Origin of the sequence: Streptomyces sp. NPDC058239 (genome assembly GCF_042882185.1) — a bacterium.
In the GTDB taxonomy this organism is placed as follows: Bacteria; Actinomycetota; Actinomycetes; order Streptomycetales; family Streptomycetaceae; genus Streptomyces.
The window spans coordinates 1-21,029 of the sequence record NZ_JBHVWS010000012.1 but is presented as its reverse complement, the minus strand read 5'-3'; the positions used below and the strand labels follow the sequence as shown (position 1 = coordinate 21,029).

Annotated in this window: 24 protein-coding genes, 1 tRNA gene and 1 riboswitch; of the genes, 9 read left to right on the top strand and 16 right to left on the bottom strand. The window is 67.7% G+C overall.

Going from position 1 to position 21,029, the window contains the following annotated elements:
• Window positions 1-17: 17 nt before the first annotated feature.
• A riboswitch (guanidine-III (ykkC-III) riboswitch) is annotated at window positions 18-82 on the bottom strand.
• Between the two features lie 56 nt (window positions 83-138).
• Together ACFVYE_RS16080 and ACFVYE_RS16075 are read right to left on the bottom strand one after the other, a co-directional pair.
• Window positions 139-477: a co-chaperone GroES gene (locus ACFVYE_RS16080; RefSeq protein ID WP_031087845.1), complete on the bottom strand. Its 339-nt coding sequence runs from the start codon at window positions 475-477 to the stop codon at window positions 139-141.
• 61 nt (window positions 478-538) lie between these two features.
• A complete protein-coding gene (locus tag ACFVYE_RS16075) occupies window positions 539-859 on the bottom strand; it encodes a DUF3618 domain-containing protein (protein ID WP_383961219.1) in 321 nt (106 codons plus the stop codon).
• A 128-nt stretch (window positions 860-987) separates the two neighbouring features.
• Here ACFVYE_RS16075 and bcp point away from each other — a divergent pair, with 128 nt between their 5' ends.
• From bcp to ACFVYE_RS16060, 3 genes are all read left to right on the top strand, one after another.
• Window positions 988-1,455: a thioredoxin-dependent thiol peroxidase gene (gene bcp / locus ACFVYE_RS16070; RefSeq protein ID WP_383961216.1), complete on the top strand. Its 468-nt coding sequence runs from the start codon at window positions 988-990 to the stop codon at window positions 1,453-1,455.
• 135 nt (window positions 1,456-1,590) lie between these two features.
• Window positions 1,591-3,087 (top strand): glycine betaine/L-proline transporter ProP, encoded by a 1,497-nt coding sequence (proP, locus tag ACFVYE_RS16065; protein WP_383961379.1) that lies wholly within the window; start codon window positions 1,591-1,593, stop codon window positions 3,085-3,087.
• A gap of 51 nt (window positions 3,088-3,138) precedes the next feature.
• Window positions 3,139-3,222, top strand: a tRNA-Leu gene (locus ACFVYE_RS16060).
• Between the two features lie 54 nt (window positions 3,223-3,276).
• Here ACFVYE_RS16060 and rdgB read toward each other — a convergent pair.
• The 4 genes from rdgB to ACFVYE_RS16040 all read right to left on the bottom strand — a co-directional run bounded on the left by rdgB (window position 3,277) and on the right by ACFVYE_RS16040 (window position 5,492).
• Complete coding sequence (rdgB, locus tag ACFVYE_RS16055) at window positions 3,277-3,885, bottom strand: RdgB/HAM1 family non-canonical purine NTP pyrophosphatase (protein WP_383977352.1); 609 nt, start codon at window positions 3,883-3,885, stop codon at window positions 3,277-3,279.
• Window positions 3,886-3,906: 21 nt separating this feature from the next.
• Complete coding sequence (locus ACFVYE_RS16050; RefSeq protein ID WP_383977355.1) at window positions 3,907-4,299, bottom strand: hypothetical protein; 393 nt, start codon at window positions 4,297-4,299, stop codon at window positions 3,907-3,909.
• Window positions 4,300-4,401: 102 nt separating this feature from the next.
• Window positions 4,402-5,139: a ribonuclease PH gene (rph, locus tag ACFVYE_RS16045; RefSeq protein ID WP_383977358.1), complete on the bottom strand. Its 738-nt coding sequence runs from the start codon at window positions 5,137-5,139 to the stop codon at window positions 4,402-4,404.
• Window positions 5,140-5,258: 119 nt separating this feature from the next.
• Window positions 5,259-5,492, bottom strand: a complete 234-nt coding sequence (locus ACFVYE_RS16040) for a glucose PTS transporter subunit EIIB (RefSeq protein ID WP_014156020.1) — start codon at window positions 5,490-5,492, stop codon at window positions 5,259-5,261.
• A gap of 222 nt (window positions 5,493-5,714) precedes the next feature.
• On the opposite strand from ACFVYE_RS16040, the gene ACFVYE_RS16035 reads away from it, so the two are divergent.
• Window positions 5,715-7,025 carry a PTS transporter subunit EIIC gene (locus ACFVYE_RS16035; RefSeq protein WP_389605941.1) on the top strand — a complete coding sequence of 437 codons (1,311 nt, stop codon included), beginning with the start codon at window positions 5,715-5,717 and terminating at the stop codon, window positions 7,023-7,025.
• Between the two features lie 259 nt (window positions 7,026-7,284).
• Window positions 7,285-8,550: a PTS transporter subunit EIIC gene (locus tag ACFVYE_RS16030; RefSeq protein ID WP_383977364.1), complete on the top strand. Its 1,266-nt coding sequence runs from the start codon at window positions 7,285-7,287 to the stop codon at window positions 8,548-8,550.
• Window positions 8,551-8,643: 93 nt separating this feature from the next.
• Here the strand turns inward: ACFVYE_RS16030 and ACFVYE_RS16025 are convergent, their stop codons facing one another.
• Complete coding sequence (locus ACFVYE_RS16025; protein WP_389605939.1) at window positions 8,644-9,396, bottom strand: MBL fold metallo-hydrolase; 753 nt, start codon at window positions 9,394-9,396, stop codon at window positions 8,644-8,646.
• Between the two features lie 177 nt (window positions 9,397-9,573).
• Here ACFVYE_RS16025 and ACFVYE_RS16020 point away from each other — a divergent pair, with 177 nt between their 5' ends.
• Window positions 9,574-10,074 (top strand): type II toxin-antitoxin system PemK/MazF family toxin, encoded by a 501-nt coding sequence (locus tag ACFVYE_RS16020; RefSeq protein ID WP_389605937.1) that lies wholly within the window; start codon window positions 9,574-9,576, stop codon window positions 10,072-10,074.
• Window positions 10,075-10,209: 135 nt separating this feature from the next.
• Here ACFVYE_RS16020 and ACFVYE_RS16015 read toward each other — a convergent pair whose 3' ends face one another.
• From ACFVYE_RS16015 to clpS, 7 genes are all read right to left on the bottom strand, one after another.
• Window positions 10,210-11,160, bottom strand: coding sequence for a PLP-dependent cysteine synthase family protein (locus tag ACFVYE_RS16015; protein ID WP_383977372.1), 951 nt, complete (start codon window positions 11,158-11,160; stop codon window positions 10,210-10,212).
• Entirely contained in the window at window positions 11,160-11,438 is a 279-nt protein-coding gene (locus ACFVYE_RS16010; RefSeq protein WP_383977375.1) for a MoaD/ThiS family protein, read from the bottom strand. Before ACFVYE_RS16010 ends, ACFVYE_RS16015 begins: the two co-directional genes overlap by 1 nt.
• A gap of 105 nt (window positions 11,439-11,543) precedes the next feature.
• Window positions 11,544-11,669, bottom strand: a complete 126-nt coding sequence (locus tag ACFVYE_RS16005) for a putative leader peptide (protein ID WP_256103089.1) — start codon at window positions 11,667-11,669, stop codon at window positions 11,544-11,546.
• A gap of 144 nt (window positions 11,670-11,813) precedes the next feature.
• Window positions 11,814-12,245 carry a M67 family metallopeptidase gene (locus ACFVYE_RS16000; protein WP_351201419.1) on the bottom strand — a complete coding sequence of 144 codons (432 nt, stop codon included), beginning with the start codon at window positions 12,243-12,245 and terminating at the stop codon, window positions 11,814-11,816.
• A gap of 124 nt (window positions 12,246-12,369) precedes the next feature.
• Window positions 12,370-13,809, bottom strand: coding sequence for an amino acid permease (locus ACFVYE_RS15995; RefSeq protein ID WP_383977567.1), 1,440 nt, complete (start codon window positions 13,807-13,809; stop codon window positions 12,370-12,372).
• Between the two features lie 373 nt (window positions 13,810-14,182).
• Complete coding sequence (locus ACFVYE_RS15990) at window positions 14,183-14,767, bottom strand: DUF2017 domain-containing protein (protein ID WP_383977570.1); 585 nt, start codon at window positions 14,765-14,767, stop codon at window positions 14,183-14,185.
• 45 nt (window positions 14,768-14,812) lie between these two features.
• Window positions 14,813-15,127 (bottom strand): ATP-dependent Clp protease adapter ClpS, encoded by a 315-nt coding sequence (clpS, locus tag ACFVYE_RS15985; protein ID WP_327367665.1) that lies wholly within the window; start codon window positions 15,125-15,127, stop codon window positions 14,813-14,815.
• Between the two features lie 78 nt (window positions 15,128-15,205).
• Here clpS and ACFVYE_RS15980 point away from each other — a divergent pair, with 78 nt between their 5' ends.
• Window positions 15,206-16,534: a nicotinate phosphoribosyltransferase gene (locus tag ACFVYE_RS15980; RefSeq protein WP_389605933.1), complete on the top strand. Its 1,329-nt coding sequence runs from the start codon at window positions 15,206-15,208 to the stop codon at window positions 16,532-16,534.
• A 190-nt stretch (window positions 16,535-16,724) separates the two neighbouring features.
• Window positions 16,725-17,312 carry an isochorismatase family protein gene (locus ACFVYE_RS15975; protein ID WP_327274975.1) on the top strand — a complete coding sequence of 196 codons (588 nt, stop codon included), beginning with the start codon at window positions 16,725-16,727 and terminating at the stop codon, window positions 17,310-17,312.
• 68 nt (window positions 17,313-17,380) lie between these two features.
• On the opposite strand, the gene ACFVYE_RS15970 is transcribed toward ACFVYE_RS15975, so the two are convergent.
• Together ACFVYE_RS15970 and ACFVYE_RS15965 are read right to left on the bottom strand one after the other, a co-directional pair.
• Window positions 17,381-17,692 carry a hypothetical protein gene (locus tag ACFVYE_RS15970; RefSeq protein ID WP_383977581.1) on the bottom strand — a complete coding sequence of 104 codons (312 nt, stop codon included), beginning with the start codon at window positions 17,690-17,692 and terminating at the stop codon, window positions 17,381-17,383.
• Between the two features lie 148 nt (window positions 17,693-17,840).
• A complete protein-coding gene (locus tag ACFVYE_RS15965) occupies window positions 17,841-20,240 on the bottom strand; it encodes an immune inhibitor A domain-containing protein (protein WP_389605931.1) in 2,400 nt (799 codons plus the stop codon).
• A gap of 371 nt (window positions 20,241-20,611) precedes the next feature.
• On the opposite strand from ACFVYE_RS15965, the gene ACFVYE_RS15960 reads away from it, so the two are divergent.
• Window positions 20,612-20,977, top strand: coding sequence for a hypothetical protein (locus ACFVYE_RS15960; protein ID WP_383977579.1), 366 nt, complete (start codon window positions 20,612-20,614; stop codon window positions 20,975-20,977).
• The last annotated feature ends 52 nt before the right edge of the window (window positions 20,978-21,029 follow it).

Sequence of the window (21,029 nt, the reverse complement as noted above, 5' to 3'; positions counted from 1 at the left end):
AAAAAGCGAAAACACGGGGTGCGTCGTCTTTGCAGAGCCCGGTACGGCGCGTCTCGTCGGGGTCACACCACCGTAGCAAAGAACATGCAAAAGGCCTGGTGACACTGGTCACCAGGCCACACTCGCAGCTGCTGCCGCCTACAGATACAGCCCGGTCGAATCCACCGACCCCTCGAACCGGTCCGCCGCCACCGCATGCAGATCCCGCTCGCGCATCAGCACATACGCCACACCGCGCACCTCGACCTCCGCACGGTCCTCGGGGTCGTACAGCACCCGGTCGCCCGGCTCCACCGTCCGCACGTTCTGCCCCACCGCGACCACCACGGCCCAGGCCAGCCGGCGGCCGACCGCAGCCGTCGCCGGAATCAGAATGCCGCCACCCGAGCGCCGCTCGCCCTCCGGCGAATCGGACCGGACCAGCACACGGTCATGGAGCATGCGGATGGGCAGCTTGTCGTCGGTGTTCTCGCTCACGCCCCGCAACCTACCTGTCCGCCGCAGCTCCGCACGCCTCCGGGGTACACGGACCGCCGCATCAGCTCTTCCGCCGCCGCTTCGACACCGCGAGCAGACCCACGACACCCACCGCGAGCAACGCCGCCGGAATCACCCGCTCCAGACGCGGAGCACCGTCCTCGGACACAAACCGCGCCTTCACGTCCGACACCGTCCGGTTCACCGCGACAAAAGCCCGCCCGGCCGTCCGGTCCACGGCCTCGGCGGCCTTGGCCTTCGCATCACCCATGATCGTCTTCGGGTGCACCCGCACCCCGATCTCATCGAGCACCACCGCAAGCTGCTCACGCCTGCTGATGATGTCCGCCTCGATCTGCGCAGGGGTCCTGGCATCCGACACTGCGCCGCCTCCGTGGTCCTCGTCCGGTAAACCTTCATCGACAGTCTGTCAGCTCGACCGCCCACGTACCCGGCGGCACCCCTATTACGCTCGGTCCCGTACACCCCACGTGCCACTTGAGGAGAACCATGAGCGAGCGACTCCAGCCCGGCGACACCGCCCCCTCCTTCACCCTTCCCGACGCCGACGGCAACGAGATCTCGCTCGCCGACCACAAGGGCCGCAAGGTCATCGTCTACTTCTACCCGGCCGCCCTCACCCCCGGCTGCACCAAGCAGGCCTGCGACTTCACCGACAACCTCGACCTGCTCGCCGGTGCCGGATACGACGTCATCGGCGTCTCCCCCGACAAGCCCGAGAAGCTCGCCAAGTTCCGCGAGAAGGAAAACCTCAAGGTCACCCTGGTCGGCGACCCCTCCAAGGAGACCCTTGAGGCATACGGCGCCTTCGGCGAGAAGAAGCTCTACGGCAAAACGGTGACGGGCGTCATCCGCTCCACGATCGTCGTGGACGAAGAGGGCAAGGTCGAACGAGCCCTCTACAACGTCAAGGCCACCGGCCACGTAGCCAAGATCATCAAGGACCTCGGGATCTGAACCCGAACCGCCGAGGACAGCCTCGGACGGCCGAGAAGATGTGAGGGACATCCCATTCGGCCATCCATGCGGTTTGCAGCCGCCATGACCGCGCAGAAGCCTTTCCTGGAACACCCCCGAGGAAAGGACCCGGCCATGGCGGCCTCCGACCCCCATCAGGCGGCCGATCCGGAAGCGGTCAAACGCCACCCCACCCTCTTCCGCGCCATCCGGCAACGGAGAAACCCGAGACTGCGCCGGACGGACATCACCGTCACCGACGACCGGGCGGTCAAGCGGGCGGTGAAGGCGGCATCGCTCGGGAACGCCATGGAGTGGTTCGACTTCGGGATCTACTCCTACCTGGCCGTCACCCTGGGCCATGTCTTCTTCCCGTCCGGGAACGACACCACCCAGCTCCTCTCCTCCTTCGCCACCTTCGCCGTCGCCTTCCTCGTACGCCCCCTCGGCGGAATGTTCTTCGGCCCCATGGGCGACAGGATCGGCCGCAAGAAGGTCCTCGCCCTCACCATGATCATGATGGCGGTCGGCACCTTCGCGATCGGAGTCATCCCCTCCCACGACTCCATCGGCCTCTGGGCCCCCGCCCTGCTGATCTTCTTCCGCCTGGTCCAGGGCTTCTCCACCGGCGGCGAGTACGGCGGCGCCTCCACCTTCATCGCCGAGTACGCCCCCGACAAACGCCGCGGCTACTTCGGCAGCTTCCTCGAATTCGGCACACTGGCCGGCTACGTCGGCGCCGCCGGACTCGTCACCGCACTGACCGCGATCCTCGACTCCGGCCAGATGGACGCCTGGGGCTGGCGCATACCGTTCCTCGTCGCGGGCCCCCTCGGCCTGGTCGGCCTCTACCTGCGACTGCGCCTCGACGAAACCCCCGCCTTCCAGAAACTGGAAGGGGGCACCGCCCACGCGACAGAGGCCGCCGACGGTATCGAGACCACCGCCAAGGGCGACCTCGCCACGATCTTCAGGCAGTACTGGCCGACGCTGATCCTCTGCATCTGCCTGGTCGGCGCGTACAACATCACCGACTACATGCTGCTGTCATACATGCCGACCTACCTCTCCGACGAACTCGGCTACAGCGAGACCCACGGCCTGCTCATCCTGCTCGCCGTCATGGTCTTCCTGATGCTGATCATCAGCCGGATCGGCAAGCTCTCCGACCGCTTCGGCCGCAAGCCGCTCCTGATGACCGGCATGCTCGGCTTCTTCTTCCTCTCCCTCCCCGCATTCCTCCTCATCCGCCAGGGCGGCATCCCCGCCATCACGACCGGCATGCTGATGCTGGGCCTCTCCCTGGTCTGCATGCTCGGCACCATGTCCGCCGCCCTCCCGGCCCTCTTTCCCACCCAGGTCCGCTACGGCTCCCTCTCGGTGGGCTACAACCTCTCGGCCTCCCTCTTCGGCGGTACGACCCCGCTGGTGATCACAGCCCTGATCAGCTGGAGCGGCACCAACCTGATGCCGGCCTACTACGCGATGGCGGCGGCCCTGGTCGGCGTGATCGCCGTGGCCTGCATGAAGGAGACCGCCCAGAAGCCCCTGGCCGGCTCCCCGCCGTCGGTGGAGACACATGAGGAGGCGGCAGAACTGGCCGCGGCCCAGACGCCGGATCCGAGGTTCTGACCCCGTACCTGTCGGCCCACGGACACACCCCGGTAGCATGTCTGACGGCTGGCGGCGGTGGTGCAAAGGCGACACAGCAGACTTAGGATCTGTGGCCCGTGAAACGGCTTGAGGGTTCGAATCCCTTCCGCCGCACAGTAAACGGCCTGCGAATCAAAGCACTTGATTCGCAGGCCGTTCTCGTACCCGTTACGCCTGGTCCAGCAGCTCCCGCACCACCGGCACCAGCGCCCGGAACGCCTTGCCGCGGTGGCTGATCGCGTTCTTCTCCGCCGGGGTCAGTTCCGCGCAGGTGCGGGTGTCGCCCTCCGGCTGGAGGATCGGGTCGTAGCCGAAGCCGTTCGTGCCGGACGGGGTGTGGCGCAGGGTGCCCACCATGCGGCCCTCGACCACGCGTTCCGTGCCGTCCGGGAGGGCCAGGGCTGCCGCGCAGGCGAAATGGGCGCCGCGGTGGGGATTGTCGATGTCGGAGAGCTGGGCCAGGAGCAGGTCCAGGTTGGCCCGGTCGTCGCCGTGGGTGCCGGCCCAGCGGGCGGAGAAGATGCCGGGGGCGCCGCCGAGGACGTCCACGCAGAGGCCGGAGTCGTCGGCGATGGCGGGGTGGCCGGTGGCCTTCGCGAGGGCATGGGCCTTGAGGAGGGCGTTCTCGGCGAAGGTGACGCCGGTTTCCTTGACGTCGGGGATGTGGGGGTACGCATCCGCGCCGACGAGCTCGTGGTCGAGGCCTGCGTCGGCGAGGATCGCGTGGAGTTCGGTGATCTTCCCGGCGTTGCGGGTGGCGAGGATGAGGCGGGTCATGTCATCCAGTATCGGGGGTGATCAGGGCGTGCAGACCTTGCCGATCTCCTTGGCGGCGTCGGTGACCGGGGTGATGTCGGGGGTGGCGTCGCCCTTGTCGATGGAGTCGCGGACGTTGCCGACGCCGGACTGCAGGTCGTCGACGGCCTTGCTGAGGTCGGCGTTGTCGGTCTGGTCGCCGAGGTTGCCGAGTTCCTTGTCGATCTCGTCGAGGGCTTCGGATGCCTGGGTGGGGTCGTTCGAGGCGTTGGAGACGGCCTGTTGGAGGTTGTCGACGCTGGTGGCGATGGCGTCGGCGGTGCGGACGCAGTCGAGTGCCTTGTCGACGGCGCCACAGCCGGCTGTCGCGGTGAGGGCGAGGGCGGTCAGGGTCAGCGCGACGGTGATACGGCGGTGGCGGGTGGCCTCGGCCATGGTGCGGTTCCTCCCCAGGTGTGGATACGCGGACGGGCGCACGGTTCGACCCGTGCGCCCGTGTTCGTAACGACGCGTTGTGGTGCGTATTTGGTTGCTTCTTTACTCGCTCAGCGTGCGGGCCAGGGCCTCGTTCTGGAAAGCGGTGAGGTCTGCGCAGCCGGCGGTGGCGAGGTCGAGGAGGGCGCCCAGTTCCTTGCGGTCGAAGGGGGTGGCCTCGGCGGTGCCCTGGACCTCGACGAAGCGGCCGTCGCCGGTGCAGACGACGTTCATGTCGGTCTCGGCGCGGACGTCCTCCTCGTAGCAGAGGTCGAGGAGGGGGGTGCCGTCGACGATGCCGACGCTGATCGCCGAGACGGTGTCGGTCAGCGGCTTGCGGCCGTGCTTGACGAGCTTCTTGTGCTGGGCCCAGGTGACGGCGTCGGCGAGGGCGACGTAGGCGCCGGTGATGGCGGCGGTGCGGGTGCCGCCGTCGGCCTGGAGGACGTCGCAGTCGAGGACGATGGTGTTCTCGCCCAGGGCCTTGTAGTCGACGACGGCGCGCAGGGAGCGGCCGATGAGGCGGCTGATCTCGTGGGTGCGGCCGCCGATCTTGCCGCGTACGGATTCGCGGTCGCCGCGGGTGTTGGTGGAGCGGGGCAGCATGGAGTATTCGGCGGTGACCCAGCCTTCGCCGCTGCCCTTGCGCCAGCGGGGGACGCCTTCGGTGACGGAGGCGGTGCAGAAGACCTTGGTGTCGCCGAAGGAGATGAGTACGGAGCCTTCGGCGTGCTTGCTCCATCCGCGTTCGATGGTGACGGGGCGGAGCTGTTCGGGGGTGCGGCCGTCGATACGAGACATGGCGTCGACTTTATCGGGTGCCGGGGTGGCGGCCGTTCGGGTGCACCGCAGGCCCCGTCCGGTGGGCAGGGCCTGCGTGGTGTTGAGCGCTTGGGCTCAGCGGGGGGTTCGGCGGCTGGTCACATCATGTCTTCGATGTCGGCGGCGATGGGGTCGGCGTCGGTGCCGATGACGACCTGGATCGCGGTGCCCATCTTGACGACACCGTGGGCTCCGGCGGCCTTGAGCGCGGCTTCGTCGACCTTGCTGGGGTCGTGGACCTCGGTGCGCAGGCGCGTGATGCAGCCTTCGATCTCGTCGATGTTCTCGATACCGCCGAGCCCGGCGACGATCTTCTCAGCCTTGCTGGCCATGGCCTTCTCCCTGGTTGTTCACATGCATGCGACGGCCCACCATGGGTCCGTTTCGTCACCGTAACGCACGTTTGGCCCAGCTTCGCGAGCGAGCGACTGGACCGTCCTCAATGATGACGATCACCGGTGCCCTGTCTTCCAGGTGGGTTACGCACCGTACCTCAACTGGTCTACACCAGTCTGCAACGACCGTCGAACGCGCCTTGTTCCGGGAGGATGCCGATGAGCTCCAGCAGTGCCGCAGTTCCACAGAAGACATGGTGGAACGGCCTCTTCCAGGGGCTCCAGAAGATGGGACGCAGTCTCCAGCTCCCGATCGCCGTTCTGCCGGCGGCAGGCATTCTCAACCGGCTGGGCCAGCCGGACGTATTCGGTGACGAGGGCCTGCGCTGGGGCAATGTCGCCAAGGTGTTCGCGGCCGCGGGTGGCGCGCTGCTCGACTCGGGGCTCGGTCTTCCGCTGCTGTTCTGCATCGGTGTCGCCATCGGTATGGCGAAGAAGTCGGACGGTTCGACCGCACTCGCCGCGGTGGCCGGCTTCCTCGTCTATTACGCGGTGCTGCATGCCTTCCCGGTGGACTGCGCCCCCGGTTCGACGTTCACTTCGGGCGGCACCTGGTTCGGCACCTGTGTCACCGGCAACGCCAAGGTCACGGCCGCGGAGTACCAGAACCCCGGGGTGTTCGGCGGCATCGTGATGGGTCTGCTGTCCGCCTGGTTCTGGCAGCGGTACCACCGGGTCAAGCTGGTGGACTGGCTGGGCTTCTTCAACGGCCGCCGGCTGGTCCCGATCATCATGGCGTTCGTCGGCCTCCTCCTCGGGGCGCTGTGCGCGTGGCTCTGGCAGCCGATCGGCGACGGCCTGACCAGCTTCTCCGAGTGGCTGGTGGACCTGGACTGGATGGGCTCCGGCATCTTCGGTCTCGCCAACCGCGCGCTTCTGGTCATCGGCCTCCACCAGTTCCTGAACACATTCGTCTGGTTCCAGTTCGGCGACTTCACCAAGCCGGACGGGACGGTCGTGCACGGTGACATCAACCGGTTCCTGCAGGGCGACCCGACGGCCGGTCAGTTCACCTCGGGCTTCTTCCCGATCATGATGTTCGCCCTCCCGGCAGCGGCGCTGGCGATCTTCCACTGCGCCAAGCCACATCGCCGGAAGGCGGTCGGCGGCATGATGCTCTCGGTCGGCCTGACGTCGTTCGTGACGGGAATCACCGAACCGATCGAGTACTCGTTCCTCTTCGTCGCGCCGCTGCTGTACGCGATCCACGCGGTGCTCACGGGTGTCTCGATGGCCGTGACATGGGCGCTCGGGGTCAAGGACGGTTTCAGTTTCTCCGCCGGACTGATCGACTACGTCATCAACTGGCACCTGGCGACCAAACCCTGGCTGATCATTCCGCTCGGTCTGGCCTTCGCCGTCGTGTACTACGTGATCTTCCGGTTCGCGATCAACAAATTCAATCTCCAGACTCCGGGCCGGGAGCCCGACGAGCTGGAGGAGGAGATCGAGAGGAACCTCACGAAGTAGCACTTCAGGCGGACTTTCAGCCCGGCGCGGCAGGCCCTTGGACCCTTGCGGTCCGGGGGGCTTTCGCCATGTGACCGAGCGTGGGTGATAGCTCATGCGAAGTAGTCGGAAATTGCAGGTTCCTTATCCAGCCCACACCGTGCTACAACTGGTCTACACCACTGAGTGGTCCAGACCGCGTGCGTTCTGCCGCGTTTCTCGAGTCGCCGCCTCCCCCCGTCAATGACCTGGGCGGCGCCTTGTCCAATGGAGGAAGTTGATGTCCACGGCAGACACCGCACCCGCGGTCACCAAGAAGAAGGGCGCCGGCGTGATGGCGGTCATGCAGCGCATCGGCCGCAGCCTCATGCTGCCGGTCGCGGTGCTGCCCGCAGCGGCGCTGCTGGTGCGTCTCGGCAACAACGACATGCTCGGCAGGGAGTCGTTCCCGGACTTCATCACCAAGATCGCGAGCTTCATGGCCGCAGGCGGCAACGCGATCCTCGACAACATGGCGCTGCTGTTCGCCGTCGGCATCGCGATCGGCTTCGCCAAGAAGTCGGACGGCTCGACCGCCCTCGCGGCCGTCACCGGCTACCTGGTCTTCAAGAACGTGCTCGCCACCTTCACGGACAGCAACCTTCCGCAGGTCGCGAAGGTGATCGACGGCAAGATAGTCATGACGGACGCCCCCGTGGACGCCAAGGTCCTCGGCGGTGTGGTGATGGGCATCGTCGTCGCGCTGCTCTACCAGAAGTTCTACCGGACGAAGCTGCCGGCCTGGGCGGGCTTCTTCGGCGGCCGTCGTCTGGTCCCGATCCTCTCCGCCTTCGCGGGTCTGGTCATCGGCATCGTCTTCGGTTACATCTGGCCGGTGCTCGGCACCGGGCTGCACAACTTCGGCGAGTGGCTGGTCGGTTCCGGCGCGGTGGGCGCGGGCATCTTCGGTGTCGCCAACCGTGCGCTGATCCCGGTCGGTATGCACCACCTGCTGAACTCGTTCCCGTGGTTCCAGGCCGGTGAATACCACGGCAAGAGCGGCGACATCAACCGCTTCCTGGCCGGTGACCCGACGGCCGGACAGTTCATGACCGGCTTCTTCCCGATCATGATGTTCGCCCTCCCGGCGGCCTGCCTCGCGATCGTCCACTGTGCCCGCCCCGAGCGCCGCAAGGTCGTCGGCGGCATGATGTTCTCCCTCGCGCTCACCTCATTCGTGACCGGTGTGACCGAGCCGATCGAGTTCACGTTCATGTTCATCGCCCCGGCGCTGTACGCGGTCCACGCGGTGCTCACGGGTGTCTCGATGGCCCTCACCTGGGGTCTCGGCATGAAGGACGGCTTCGGCTTCTCGGCCGGTCTGGTCGACTTCGGCCTGAACCTCGGCATCGCGAGCAAGCCATGGCTGCTGGTCCTGGTCGGCCTCTGCTTCGCGGTGGTCTACTACGTGGTCTTCCGCTTCGCGATCACCAAGTTCAACCTGCCGACTCCGGGCCGCGAGTCCGACGAGGAGCTTGCCGAGCTCCTCAAGGCCGAGGCGAAGTAGGCCTCACCCCGGGCCTCACCCCGGCGCGCGAAAAAGCCCTCACCTTCCCCGCGGGAGGTGAGGGCTTCGTCGTGCACCGGATGTGCGGGACGGCTAGATCTCGTAGACCGCGCCCGGTGCCGCCGCCTCCACCGGCCCGCTGTAGAGCAGGCGGGCATCGGCCAGGTTGCGGTCGGCGTCGGTCCACGGCGGGATGTGGGTGAGGACGAGCTGTCCCACTCCGGCGCGGGCGGCGATGTCGCCCGCCTCGCGGCCATTGAGGTGGAGGTCCGGGATGTCCTCCTTGCCATGGACGAACGATGCTTCGCAGAGGAACAGATCGACGCCCTCGGCGAGTTCGTCCAGGGCCTCGCAGGCACCCGTGTCGCCGGAGTACGTGAGCGAGCGGCCGCCGTGCTCGATCCGGATGGCGTAGGAGTCGACGGGGTGGCAGACCTTCTCCGTACGGACCGAGAAGGGGCCGATCTCGAACGAGCCCGGCTTCAGCGTGTGGAAGTCGAAGACCTCGCTCATCGCCCGCTCGGACGGGGTGTCGCCGTGGGCGGTGGTCAGCCGCTGCTCGGTGCCATCGGGGCCGTAGACCGGGATCGGGGCGGGACGGCCGCCGTCGTGCCGGTAGTAGCGGACGACGAAGTACGCGCACATGTCGATGCAGTGATCGGCATGGAGGTGGCTGAGGAAGATGGCGTCGAGGTCGTAGAGACCGACATGGCGCTGGAGCTCGCCGAGGGCGCCGTTGCCCATGTCGAGGAGCAGCCTGAAGCCGTCGGCCTCTACGAGGTAGCTCGAGCATGCTGATCCCGCGGACGGGAACGAGCCGGAGCAGCCGACGACGGTGAGCTTCATGGAGCGTGAACCTCCGAGACGTGGGAACGGGGAGGGTTCGTGCGGTCTGTTGAGCGGTTTGTCGAGCGTAAGGCGCGAAACAGCCGGTCGCTCCTCCACGGCCGTCCGTTGTGGGGGAACTCACCTGCTCTGTCACCGGTTCGATGGAAGAGGCGGGGACGCCGGTACGGTCGGGACATGGACATGTCCTGGTGGTGGATCGCGTTTGCCGTTGTCGTTCTGCTCGCGCTCGTAGCCGCGGTCGCCGATGGGCGGGGGCGGGGCGGGCAACGGCCTCGGGGCCGCTCCGGCAGGTCGGGGGGTACGCGCTCCGGTGGGCGTCCGGGCGGGCGGACGCGTCCGCCGGCGGGGCCGGGGCGCGGGCCGGAGCACGGGCCGCGGCCGGGTGAGATCTGGTGGGCCGAGGTGCCGTACGAGGACAGGCCGGGGGCGAAGGACCGGCCCTGCCTGGTGCTGTCGGTACGGGGTGACTCGGCGCTCGTCGCGAAGATCACCAGCAAGTATCACGAGGAGCGGCCCGGGGTGATCGCGCTGCCCGCGGGGACAGTGGGGGATGCGCGGGGGCGGGAGAGCTTCCTGGAGACGGATGAGTTGCGGGAGGTGGCCGTGCGGGGGTTCCGGCGGCGGGTGGGGGTGGTGGATCCGGAGGTGTGGGAGCGGGTGCGGGGGCTCGGGTGAGGTGGGGCCTCGCTGCGGGGCGCGTGGCCTTGGGGCGCCTGCGGTGGGCCTGTTCCCCTGACCGCCTCTTCCCGTAACCGGGGCTCAAGCGCCGGACGGGCTGAATGTTCAGCTCGTCCGGCGATTCAGGACGGGCTACGCCCAGAGCTGGCCGTGCAGCGTTTCGATGGCTGCCTCTGTTGTCGGGGCCGTGTAGACGCCCGTCGACAGGTACTTCCAGCCGCCGTCCGCGACGACGAAGACGATGTCGGCCGACTCCCCCGCCTTGACGGCCTTGTTTCCCACTCCGATCGCGGCGTGAAGTGCGGCGCCGGTGGAGATGCCCGCGAAAATGCCCTCCTGCTGGAGGAGTTCGCGGGTACGGGTGACGGCGTCCGCTGAGCCGACGGAGAAGCGGGTGGTGAGGACGGAGGCGTCGTAGAGCTCGGGGACGAAGCCCTCGTCGAGGTTGCGGAGCCCGTAGACCAGGTCGTCGTAGCGCGGCTCGGCGGCGACGATCTTGACGTCGGGCTTGTGCTCGCGCAGGTAGCGGCCGACGCCCATGAGCGTGCCGGTGGTGCCGAGGCCCGCCACGAAGTGGGTGATGGACGGGAGGTCGGTGAGGATCTCCGGGCCGGTGGTGGCGTAGTGGGCGCCCGCGTTGTCCGGGTTGCCGTACTGGTAGAGCATGACCCAGTCCGGGTGCTCGGCGGCCAGTTCCTTGGCGACGCGTACGGCCGTGTTGGAGCCGCCCGCCGCCGGGGAGGAGATGATCTCGGCGCCCCACATGGCGAGCAGGTCGCGCCGCTCCTGGGAGGTGTTCTCCGGCATGACGCACACGATGCGGTAGCCCTTGAGCTTGGCCGCCATGGCGAGCGAGATGCCGGTGTTGCCGCTGGTGGGTTCCAGGATGGTGCAGCCGGGGGTCAGCCGGCCGTCCTTCTCGGCCTGTTCGACCATGTGGAGCGCGGGGCGGTCCTTGATCGAGCCGGTGGGGTTGCGGTCCTCCAGCTTGGCCCAGATGCGGACGTCGTCCGACGGTGACAGCCGCGGCAGGCGGACGAGCGGGGTGTTGCCCACCGCGGCGAGCGGGCTGTCGTACCGCATCAGTTCATGCCGCCTGCGACGGCCGGGAGGATGGTGACGCTGTCGCCGTCGCTGAGCTTGGTGGAGATGCCGTCGAGGAAGCGGACGTCCTCGTCGTTGAGGTAGACGTTCACGAAGCGGCGGAGTTCGTTGCCGTCGACGATGCGCTCACGGATGCCGTTGTGGCGGCTGTCCAGGTCCGTGAAGAGGTCGGCGAGGGTCTCCCCGTTGCCCTCGACTGCCTTGGCGCCGTCGGTGTAGGTGCGGAGGATGGTCGGGATGCGGACCTCGATGGCCATGGCGTGGGCTCCTGTCGAAAGCGGAGAGGTGGCGTGGGGCGCGCGGCTCTGCCCCCGCGCAGGGGTTGGTGCGTGACGAATGGGTGCTCGGGCCGCGCGCCCGGCTCAGGCCTCGCGGCCGGCGGGCAGGCGGCTCGTACAGATCGCGCTGGAGAGCCTGCACAGGTCGACGTGCAGCCGCGCTACGAGCAGCATGCCCGGCGTCTTGTCGCTCACGTCATGGGGAACCATGCGGTCATCGTATCGATTCCCGGTCCGTGATCCGGAATGTGATCTCACCTGATGGATAGTTGGTGTTCGACAGATGGACGGGACCGCGGTGGGCCCGGTCCCGTCCGGCCGGTGGAGTGCCGGGGGGCGGTCGGTGCGAGGAGGTCAGGCGGCTTCGTATGCCTCGACGACCTCGACGTCCTCCTCGGTGATCTCGCCGTCCACGATCCGGTAGGAGCGGAACTGGAAGGGGCCCGCGTCGTCGGTGTCCGCGGTGGAGACGAGCACGTAGTGGGCGCCGGGTTCGTTGGCGTACGTGACGTCGGTGCGGGACGGGTAGGCCTCGGTCGCGGTGTGGGAGTGATAGACGATCACCGGCTCCTCGTCGCGGTCGTCCATCTCTCGGTAGAGCTTGAGGAGGTCGCCCGAGTCGAACTCGTAGAAGGTGGGCGAGCGGGCGGCGTTGAGCATGGGGATGAACCGTTCGGCGCGGCCGGTTCCGGCCGGTCCCGCGACCACGCCGCACGCCTCGTCGGGGTGGTCGGCGCGGGAGTGCGCGACGATCTGGTCGTAGAGCGCCTGGGTGATGGTCAGCATGGCGCCAGGATAGGCATGCGGGCCCCCGCGTACCGAGGGGTGGTACGCGGGGGCCCGCATGGTGGACGCGGCCGTTGGGGCGGCGGTCGTCCGGGGATGGCTCGGGGTTCGTACGGAGTTGGCCTCAGCTCTTCACGAAGGCCTTGTTCTCGGGGTTACGGGCCTTGAGCACCAGATACGAGACGCCGAGGATGGCTGCCCAGAGCGGGGCGCAGTACAGCGAGATCCTGGCGTCCTTGTCGATGCCCATCATCACGATGACCATGGCGATGAAGGCCAGGGCGAAGACGCTGGTGAACGGGGCGCCGGGGGCCCGGAACGTGGACTGCGGGAGCACGCCGCGGTCTGCGAGGCGGCGGTAGCGGATCTGGCAGATGAGGATCATGATCCAGGCCCACATGCCGGAGATGGTGGCGAAGGAGACGACGTAGGTGAAGGCGTCGCCGGGCCACTGGTAGTTGATCCAGACGCCGACGAGCATCAGGGCGGCGGAGAAGGTGGTGCCGATGAGCGGGGTGCCGCTCTTCGTCAGCTTGGTGAAGAATTTCGGGCCCTGGCCGTTGAGGGCGAGGTCGCGGAGCATGCGGCCGGTGGAGTACATGCCGGAGTTGCAGGAGGAGAGGGCCGCGGTCAGCACGACGAAGTTGACGATGCCGGCGCCGACGCCGAGGCCCATCTTCTGGAAGGCGGCGACGAACGGCGAGATGCCGGGCTGGAACTCGGTCCACGGGACCACGGAAAGGATCATGATGAGGGCGCCGACGTAGAAGACGGCGATGCGCCACGGCACGGTGTTGATGGCCTTGGGCAGGACGGTCTTCGGGTCCTTGGACTCGCCCGCGGTGACGCCGACGAGTTCGACGGCGAGGAAGGCGAACATCACGATCTGCAGGGTCATCAGCGTGCCGCCGATGCCCTTGGGGAAGAAGCCGCCGTCGGCCCAGAGGTGGGTGACGGACGCGGTGTCCCCGGCGTCGGAGAAGCCGAGGGTGAGAATTCCGGCGCAGATGAGGATCATGCCGACGATGGCGGTCACCTTGACCATCGAGAACCAGAATTCGAGTTCCCCGAAGAGCTTTACGGAGATCAGGTTCACGCCGTACAGGATGATCGTGAAGATCAGCGCCGACACCCATTGGGGAATGTCGAACCAGAACGTCATGTACTGGGCGGCCGCGGTGACTTCGGTGATTCCGGTGACGACCCAGAACAGCCAGTAGGTCCAGCCGGTGACAAAGCCGGCGAAGGGACCGATGAATTCGCGGGCGTACTCCGAGAAGGAGCCCGAAACCGGGCGGTACATGAGGAGTTCACCCAGAGCCCGCATGATGAAGAAGATCACCAGGCCCGCGATGGCATAGGCCAGGATGAGGCTGGGCCCGGCCTTGGCGATCGCCTTTCCCGCACCGAGGAAGAGGCCGGTGCCGATGGCACCGCCGATGGCGATCATCTGGATCTGACGGGCGCCGAGGGCCCGCTGGTACCCCTCGCCCGCCGTGCCGGCATCCGCGACCGCTGCGGCCTTGGGGCCGTCTTGTCCCTTGTCGACCTGCGCCGATGTCATGTGCTGCGCCTTTCTCCACGCCGATCCGCGCCGTTGAGGCTGCGGATCAGGTCCTGATCCCCCCGGATATGGATGGAGTGCCGCCGGCGGTCGCCGGCCTGTAGCGCCCTCGGGAACATGGGTGGCGTCCCCGAGTGGTCGTGAAGATTTATCACGGTCACATGGACGGATCACCGGACATTATGTGGGGCACACCACAGGAAAAAGCGGACAAGGGTTTCCAGTCGCCGCAAAAGAGACTGTTCAGGTGACGCGATCGTTATTCGGATTTGAGCGTTCGTTGAGCGAACCCGATGCGCGAGTGATCGGGAACTCCACATGCGAGTGATCGAGTACTCCGCAAGCGAGTGATCGGGAACTCCGCAAGCAGGAACTACGGCATCAGGGTTTCCACGAGGGTTTCCTGGAGCGCGCCGAGCCAGAGATAGGCCATGACCATCGGCTTGCGCGGGTCGCTGTCGGGGAGCCGGTACAGCGAGCCGGCCTCGCCCTCGTCGTCGTCGGAGACCTCGAGGCGGGTGCCGATGGTCAGCCGAAGGTCATTGAGCGCGCCGAGCCAGTTGCGGCATTCGTCGCCGGTGAGCTCCAGCACGGCGTCGCCGTCCTCGGTGACGGAGAGGGCATCAAGGGTGCGTACGACCGTGAGGGCGTCGTCGCGCTTACGGGTGCGCAGATCGTTCTCGGTGAAGCGGCGGAACTCGGCGGAAGCGGCGCGCAGTTCGCTGTCCTCGTCGCCGTACGCCTCGGGGAAGAGGCGGGCCAGGGCGGGGTCGGTGGGCGGTTCGCTCGGCCCCTCGGCGAAGAGGGCGGCGAGCGGGTCCTCGCCCTCGGCGGGTTCGTCGCCGGGGCCGATCAGTTCCAGCAGCTGGACGGCGAGGGAGCGCAGGATCGCGATCTCCACCTCGTCGAGCGCGACGGCCGCGCCGCCGCCGGGGGTGGCCTCGAAGTGGCCGGCCATGGGTTTTCTCCGATGGTGGGTCGGGCGGGGCAGAGGAGGATCGGTCTAGTTGCGGTCCTGCGTGAGGGTGGCCCACAGCCCGTAGCCGTGCATGGCCTGGACGTCGCGTTCCATCTCCTCGCGGCTGCCGCTGGAGACGACGGCGCGGCCCTTCTGATGGACGTCCAGCATCAGCTTGTGGGCCTTGTCCTTGGAGTAGCCGAAGTAGGCCTGGAAGACATAGGTCACATAGCTCATGAGGTTGACCGGGTCGTTGTGGACCAGTGTCACCCAGGGGACGTCGGGCTCGGGGACGACGAGACTCTCCTCGGCCGATTCGGGACGCTCGATCTCAGTGGGGGCGACGCTCACCCACCCCATGCTGCCACCAGGGAGGGGTCATCGCACAAACGACCCGAGATCTCGTCACTCTGACGAAATAGGGGTAGCATCCGGAACATGAACTCTGCGGACCTTGGGCGACGGGTCGGTGTGCCGTCGACCGCGCTCTTCACCGACCAGTACGAGCTCACGATGGTGCAGGCCGCCCTGAAGGCCGGCACGGCCGACCGGCGCTCGGTCTTCGAGGCGTTCACCCGCCGCCTGCCGGAGGGGCGCCGCTACGGCGTCGTCGCGGGCATCGGACGAGTACTGGACGCGGTGGAGAACTTCCACTTCGACGACGAGATGCTCACCTTCCTGCGCGAACAGAACGTCGTCGACGGGCCCACGCTCGCCTGGCTGGCCGACTACCGCTTCAGCGGTGACATCTGGGGCTACCCGGAGGGCGAGGTGTACTTCCCCGGCTCGCCGATCCTGCGGGTCGAGGGCTCCTTCGCCGAGTGCGTGCTGCTGGAAACGGTGATCCTGTCGATCCTCAACCACGACTCGGCGATCGCCGCGGCGGCGTCGCGGATGTCCGCCGCAGCGGGCGGGCGCGGGCTGATCGAAATGGGTGCACGACGCACCCATGAACTGTCGGCGGTGGCGTCGGCGCGTGCCGCGTACATCGGCGGCTTCGACACCACATCCGACCTGGCCGCGGGCTTCCGCTACAACATCCCGACCGTCGGGACGAGCGCCCACGCCTTCACGCTGCTGCACGACACCGAGCGCGACGCGTTCCGGGCCCAGGTCGACTCGCTGGGCCGGGGCACGACACTGCTGGTCGACACGTACGACGTCGCCGAGGCGGTCCGTACGGCGGTCGAGGTCGCAGGTACCGATCTGGGTGCGGTACGGATCGACTCCGGGGACCTGCTGCTGGTCGCGCACCGGGTGCGGCAGCAGCTGGACGAGCTGGGCGCCACCGGGACGAAGATCGTGGTGACGTCGGATCTGGACGAGTACGCGATCGCGTCGCTGGCCGCTGCGCCGGTCGACGCCTACGGGGTGGGCACGCAGTTGGTGACCGGCAGCGGTCAGCCCACCTGCGCGATGGTCTACAAGCTGGTCGCCCGCGCCGTATCCGCCGACCCCGCGGAGCCGCTGCGTCCGGTCGCCAAGAAGTCACTCGGCGCGAAGACGTCCGTGGGCGGTCGCAAGTGGGCCGCGCGCCGACTGGACGAGAACGGGGTGGCCGAGGCCGAGGTGATCGGCACCGGTCCCGTACCGGCCGAGCTGGCCGACCGGCAGCTGCTGGCCGAGCTGGTCAGGGGTGGTGAGGTGATCGCCCGTGAGCCGTTGGACGCGGCGCGTGATCGGCACGTGGCGGCGCGGTCCGGGCTGCCGATGTCGGCGATGCAGTTGTCCCGCGGGGAGCCGGTGATCCCCACGGAGTACATGTGACGGGGCGGCGGGGCGGAGACCGGGGGCGCCCGGTTACCGCTTTGCCCTCGATATCCCCCCTAGCCTGAAGGGCATGGGAGGGGCCCCTCGGCGGGCTCGATCACGCCCCCTCCCTAAGCCGCTCCGGAGTCTCTAGGCTCGAATAAGCCCCCCATGACCGCCGATCGTCCCCCACCGAAGGACACCCGCCATGCACCGCGCCTTGATCGTCGTGGACGTTCAGAACGACTTCTGCGAGGGCGGCAGCCTCGCCGTGGCGGGGGGCTCCGATGTCGCCGCCGCCATCACCGACCTGATCGGCGAGGCCCAGCCCGGGTACCGCCATGTGGTGGCCACCCGTGACCACCATGTCGACCCGGGCAACCACTTCTCCGCGCAGCCGGACTACGAGCACACCTGGCCGGCGCACTGTGTCGCCGGTACGGAGGGGGTGGGCTTCCACCCCAATTTCGCCCCTGCTGTCGCCTCGGGGGCGATCGACGCGGTGTTCGACAAGGGTGCCTATGCCGCGGCGTACAGCGGCTTCGAGGGCCTCGACGAGAACGGTGTGGGCCTGGCCGACTGGCTGCGGGACCGCGGGGTCACCGAGGTCGACGTGGTCGGCATCGCGACCGACCACTGTGTGCGGGCGACGGCGCTGGATGCGGTCCGGGCAGGTCTCACGACGCATGTGCTGCTCGATCTGACCGCGGGGGTCGCCGAGGAGACCACGGAGCGGGCGCTGGAGGAGCTCCGCAGGGCGGGCGTGAAGCTTTCCGGCAAGCCCGTCGTGGCGTAGTCGGGCGAGAACCGCCGCGGCTCCTCGCCGCTCTCACCCGTCGCCGGTACCGGCGCCGACCCCACGCCTCAGGCCGGGCGGCGGTCCGGTACGGCCGGGCGCAGCAGCGCTCGGATCGGGTGCCAGAGCTCCTGGGCCTGCTCCGGTCTCGCTCGCCAGAGCACTCCGTCCGGGTGGTGCAGCACGGCGGTGATCTCGTCCGGGGTGGGCGGCTCGGCGTTGCCGCGGAGGTAGACGGCGCGCAGGCCCAGATTGCGCAGCCTGGTCAGCGCGCGGGCCCGGTTGGCGGCGTGCACCAGGACCCGGACCGGGGTGCCCGGACCCGTTCCGTCCGTCGGACCGGTCAGGGTGATCGCCACCACCACACTGCCGTTCGGCAACTTGCTGAACCCTCCGCCTGCCATGCTCCGCACTCCCCCGTGAGACGTCATGTCAATAAGGATCTGAACAAGACGCACCTAAACACGATCGGCCGCCGCCCGCTAGAGGGCGACGGCCGATCAAGCTCTGACCTGCTGTGATACGGGATTACTTGTGTGAGGCCCCGACCTTCACGGTCATCGTCGAGCCGTCGCGCGGCTCGCTGACGATCGTGATCCGGGTGTTCGTGTCAGCGACCTGAACACTTCCGGTCTTGTTCTCGCTGTACCAGTAGGTTCCCTTGTGGTCGTCGAAGACCGGGATGCCGAGCTGCGGCTTGATCTTCACCGCCACGTCGGCGTTGTGCAGCGTGAAGCCGTCGGTCGCCTGCCGGCTGAAGGGCGCGTCGAAGGGCTGGATCTTGTTGCGGATGACCGTGCCGTCCGCCCACTTCAGCGGCTTGGCGTGCGCGTCGATCGGCAGGATCAGGCCCTTGCCCGGGTGGGCCGAGACGTTGTTGTCCTTCTGGGAGGTGTCCCAGAGCCAGATGAGCAGACCGTTCTGGTACGGGTAGTGCTCGACCCAGTCCGGACGGGTCTTGGAGAAGCCGAAGTTGTACGGGCCGACCTTGAGGGTCTGGTCGTAGCTGACGTACTGGCGGTTCTCCGCGATGTAGAACTGCGGGTAGTCCTTGGTGAACGACTCGCCGACGCGGGAGAAGCCCTTGGCGGTCCAGCCGTTGTCGTCGCCCTCGGCGTTGTCCGTGAAGAGCGCGGCACCGTCGGCGTTGACCGAGATGGTGTCGGCGGCGAAGCCGACGCCGCCCGCGCCGCCGTCGGTGGCGTAACGGAAGCGGATGTCGATCTTCTTGCCCGCGTAGGCGTCCAGCGGGTACGAGAGCTTCTGGTACTTGCCGGAGGCGTCGGTCAGGGCCGGCTTGTCACTGGCGTCGCGCGGGATCGCCTTGCCGTCGGCGGTGCCGTCGATCGCGGTCCAGCTGGTGCCGCCGTTTTCCGATACCTCGGCGTAGAGGTAGTCGTAGTCCTTCTCGATGTCCCACCAGCCCGAAAGGTCGAGGGACGCCTTGGACTTGCCGGTCAGGTCGACCGAACGGGACAGGGTGTTGTTGAGGTTGTCACCCATGTCGCTCCACCACTGCTTGGAGCCCTCAGCGGGCTTCGTGACATCGGTGGGGACCGTCTTGTCGGGCAGCGAGACGACGAGCGCCTGCTTGTCCTTGGTGTTGTACTCGGACACGCCCAGCTTGTGGGTCGAGTTCGTCGCGGCCTTGGCCTCGGCGTAGTTGAGCCAGCCCAGCTGGAGCTTGTCCCAGGCGGTCATGTCGCCGGGCAGGTCACCGATCTGGTTCTTCCCGGTGCCGAGCCAGGAGCCGGCCGACATCAGGGACCAGAAACCGACCGAGTTCTCGGCGGTGTTGGTGGTGTCGTACAGGTCGGGCAGGCCCAGGTCGTGGCCGTACTCGTGGGCGAAGACGCCCAGGCCGCCGTTCTCGGGCTGCGCGGTGTAGTCGCCGACCCAGATGCCGGTGTCACCGATCTCGGTACCGCCGGCCTTGTTGTCGGCCGGGCCGGCCGCACCGGCGTTGGTGCCGTACGCGTACCAGCGGTGCGCCCAGATGGCGTTCTTGCCCTCGACGCCGCCGCCCGCGGACTCGTCCTCACCGGCGTGGACGATCTGGAAGTGGTCGATGTAGCCGTCGGGCTCGTTGAAGTTGCCGTCGTTGTCGAAGTCGTAGCGGTCCCACTGGTCGTACTTCGCGAGGTCCGTCTTGATCTGCTCGGGGGTACGGCCCTTGGCCTTCTGGTCGGCGGCCCAGGCGTTCACGCCGTCCTTGATCATGTCCCAGGCGTTGGCACAGTTGGTCGAGCCGCAATAATTGGACCCGTAACGGGCCTCGTTGTACGGCACCTTGACCCAGTCGGAGACCTCGCCGTCGACCGAGTAGCGCCCGGAGGATGTCTTCTCGTAGTACGTCTTCAGGGAGTTCTTGCCGGCGCCCGTACCGAAGTAGAGGTCCTGGAAGTGCGCCTGGTTGTAGTCGGCCTGCCAGGCGGTGCTGTTGTCCTTCTTGGGGTCCGGCTTGGCTATCTTGTTGTGCGCCGGGCCGGGCGTGCCGCCGTACTTCGGGACGGCCGGCTTCGGGCCGTCGCCGTCCGGGTCGAACATGGTCGTGTTGTCGACCTTGTCGCCGAACTCCACGAGAACCGTGAAGATCTTGTCGGTCTTCTCGCGGCCGAGCTCGACGTACTTCTTGTCGTCGAGCTTGACGACCTTGGAGCCGCCCCGCGTCGTCACCTTCTTGTCGCCCGCTATGACCTGCTCCAGGGCGGCCTGCCGCTGGGCGGCCTGCTGCTCGCTGAAGGGGCCCTTCAGGTCGTGCTCGCTGCCCTTGGCCGACCCCGGGTCGCGGCGGTCGACTACCGGCGCCTTCGCCCCCGATGTGTGTTCATCCGCCTGGGCAGTGGCGAAAGCTGACGCCGTGGCGGCAGTGGCGGCCATGGCCACGACAACCGCTGCGGCGCGAAGCGCCCGTCTGTTAGTGGTCACTTGATGCAGTCCTCCCCGGCGTCCGCGGCTGCGGCCTGGGGTGGTGTGGAGCGGCCGCGCGCGGATACGCGTCACAAGTGACGACATTCGACCGGAGTTACGCGAGAAAAGACAGACCTTGACTTGAACAGGCCAAGTGCACTATGCAGGAGCGCCTTTCCGTTATCCGAACGTTCACCATGCAGGCAACCAGCGCGTCACGGCCCGCGGTTGGAGAGTGGAATGACTCCGTGCGCCCCCCGTGCACCGGTACCGCGGGTTAGGTGATGCTTACTACCGGTTCCTCACGGGCATCCACCGTCGTAGAGTCGCTTGACAGTGCGACCGTGTTGAGAGACTGCCCATCCGACGCCCCGAGGACGGAAACCGACATGCCGCGTATCACTGCCGCACAGCTTTCCTACGGTTCGGTCACCGTCGTCTTCTCGACCCTCGCCATGCTGCTGCTCTCCCGTACGGGTTCGGGCCTCGGCATCGCCGTCATCGGGACCGCGGCGCTTGCGCTCGGCCTGCTGGTGGCCGTGACCGTACCCCACCCGTCCCGGGCGAAAACAGCGAAGCCGGCGAAGGCCGGGGCCGCAGTTCGTACGAACCAGGATGCGGTCTCCGCCGCCGTCGAGGCCGAAGGCCTCGCCCGCGACGGAGAGCAGACCTCGATCCCGGCGGCCCGCACGGCCGAGCAGCGCGCCACGGCGCGTGTGGAGGAGCTGCTGGGCGAGCATTCCCTGCGGCGCTGACGCATACGGCCTCGGTCTCCGTACAGACTCGAAAACCGAGTCTGTACGGAGA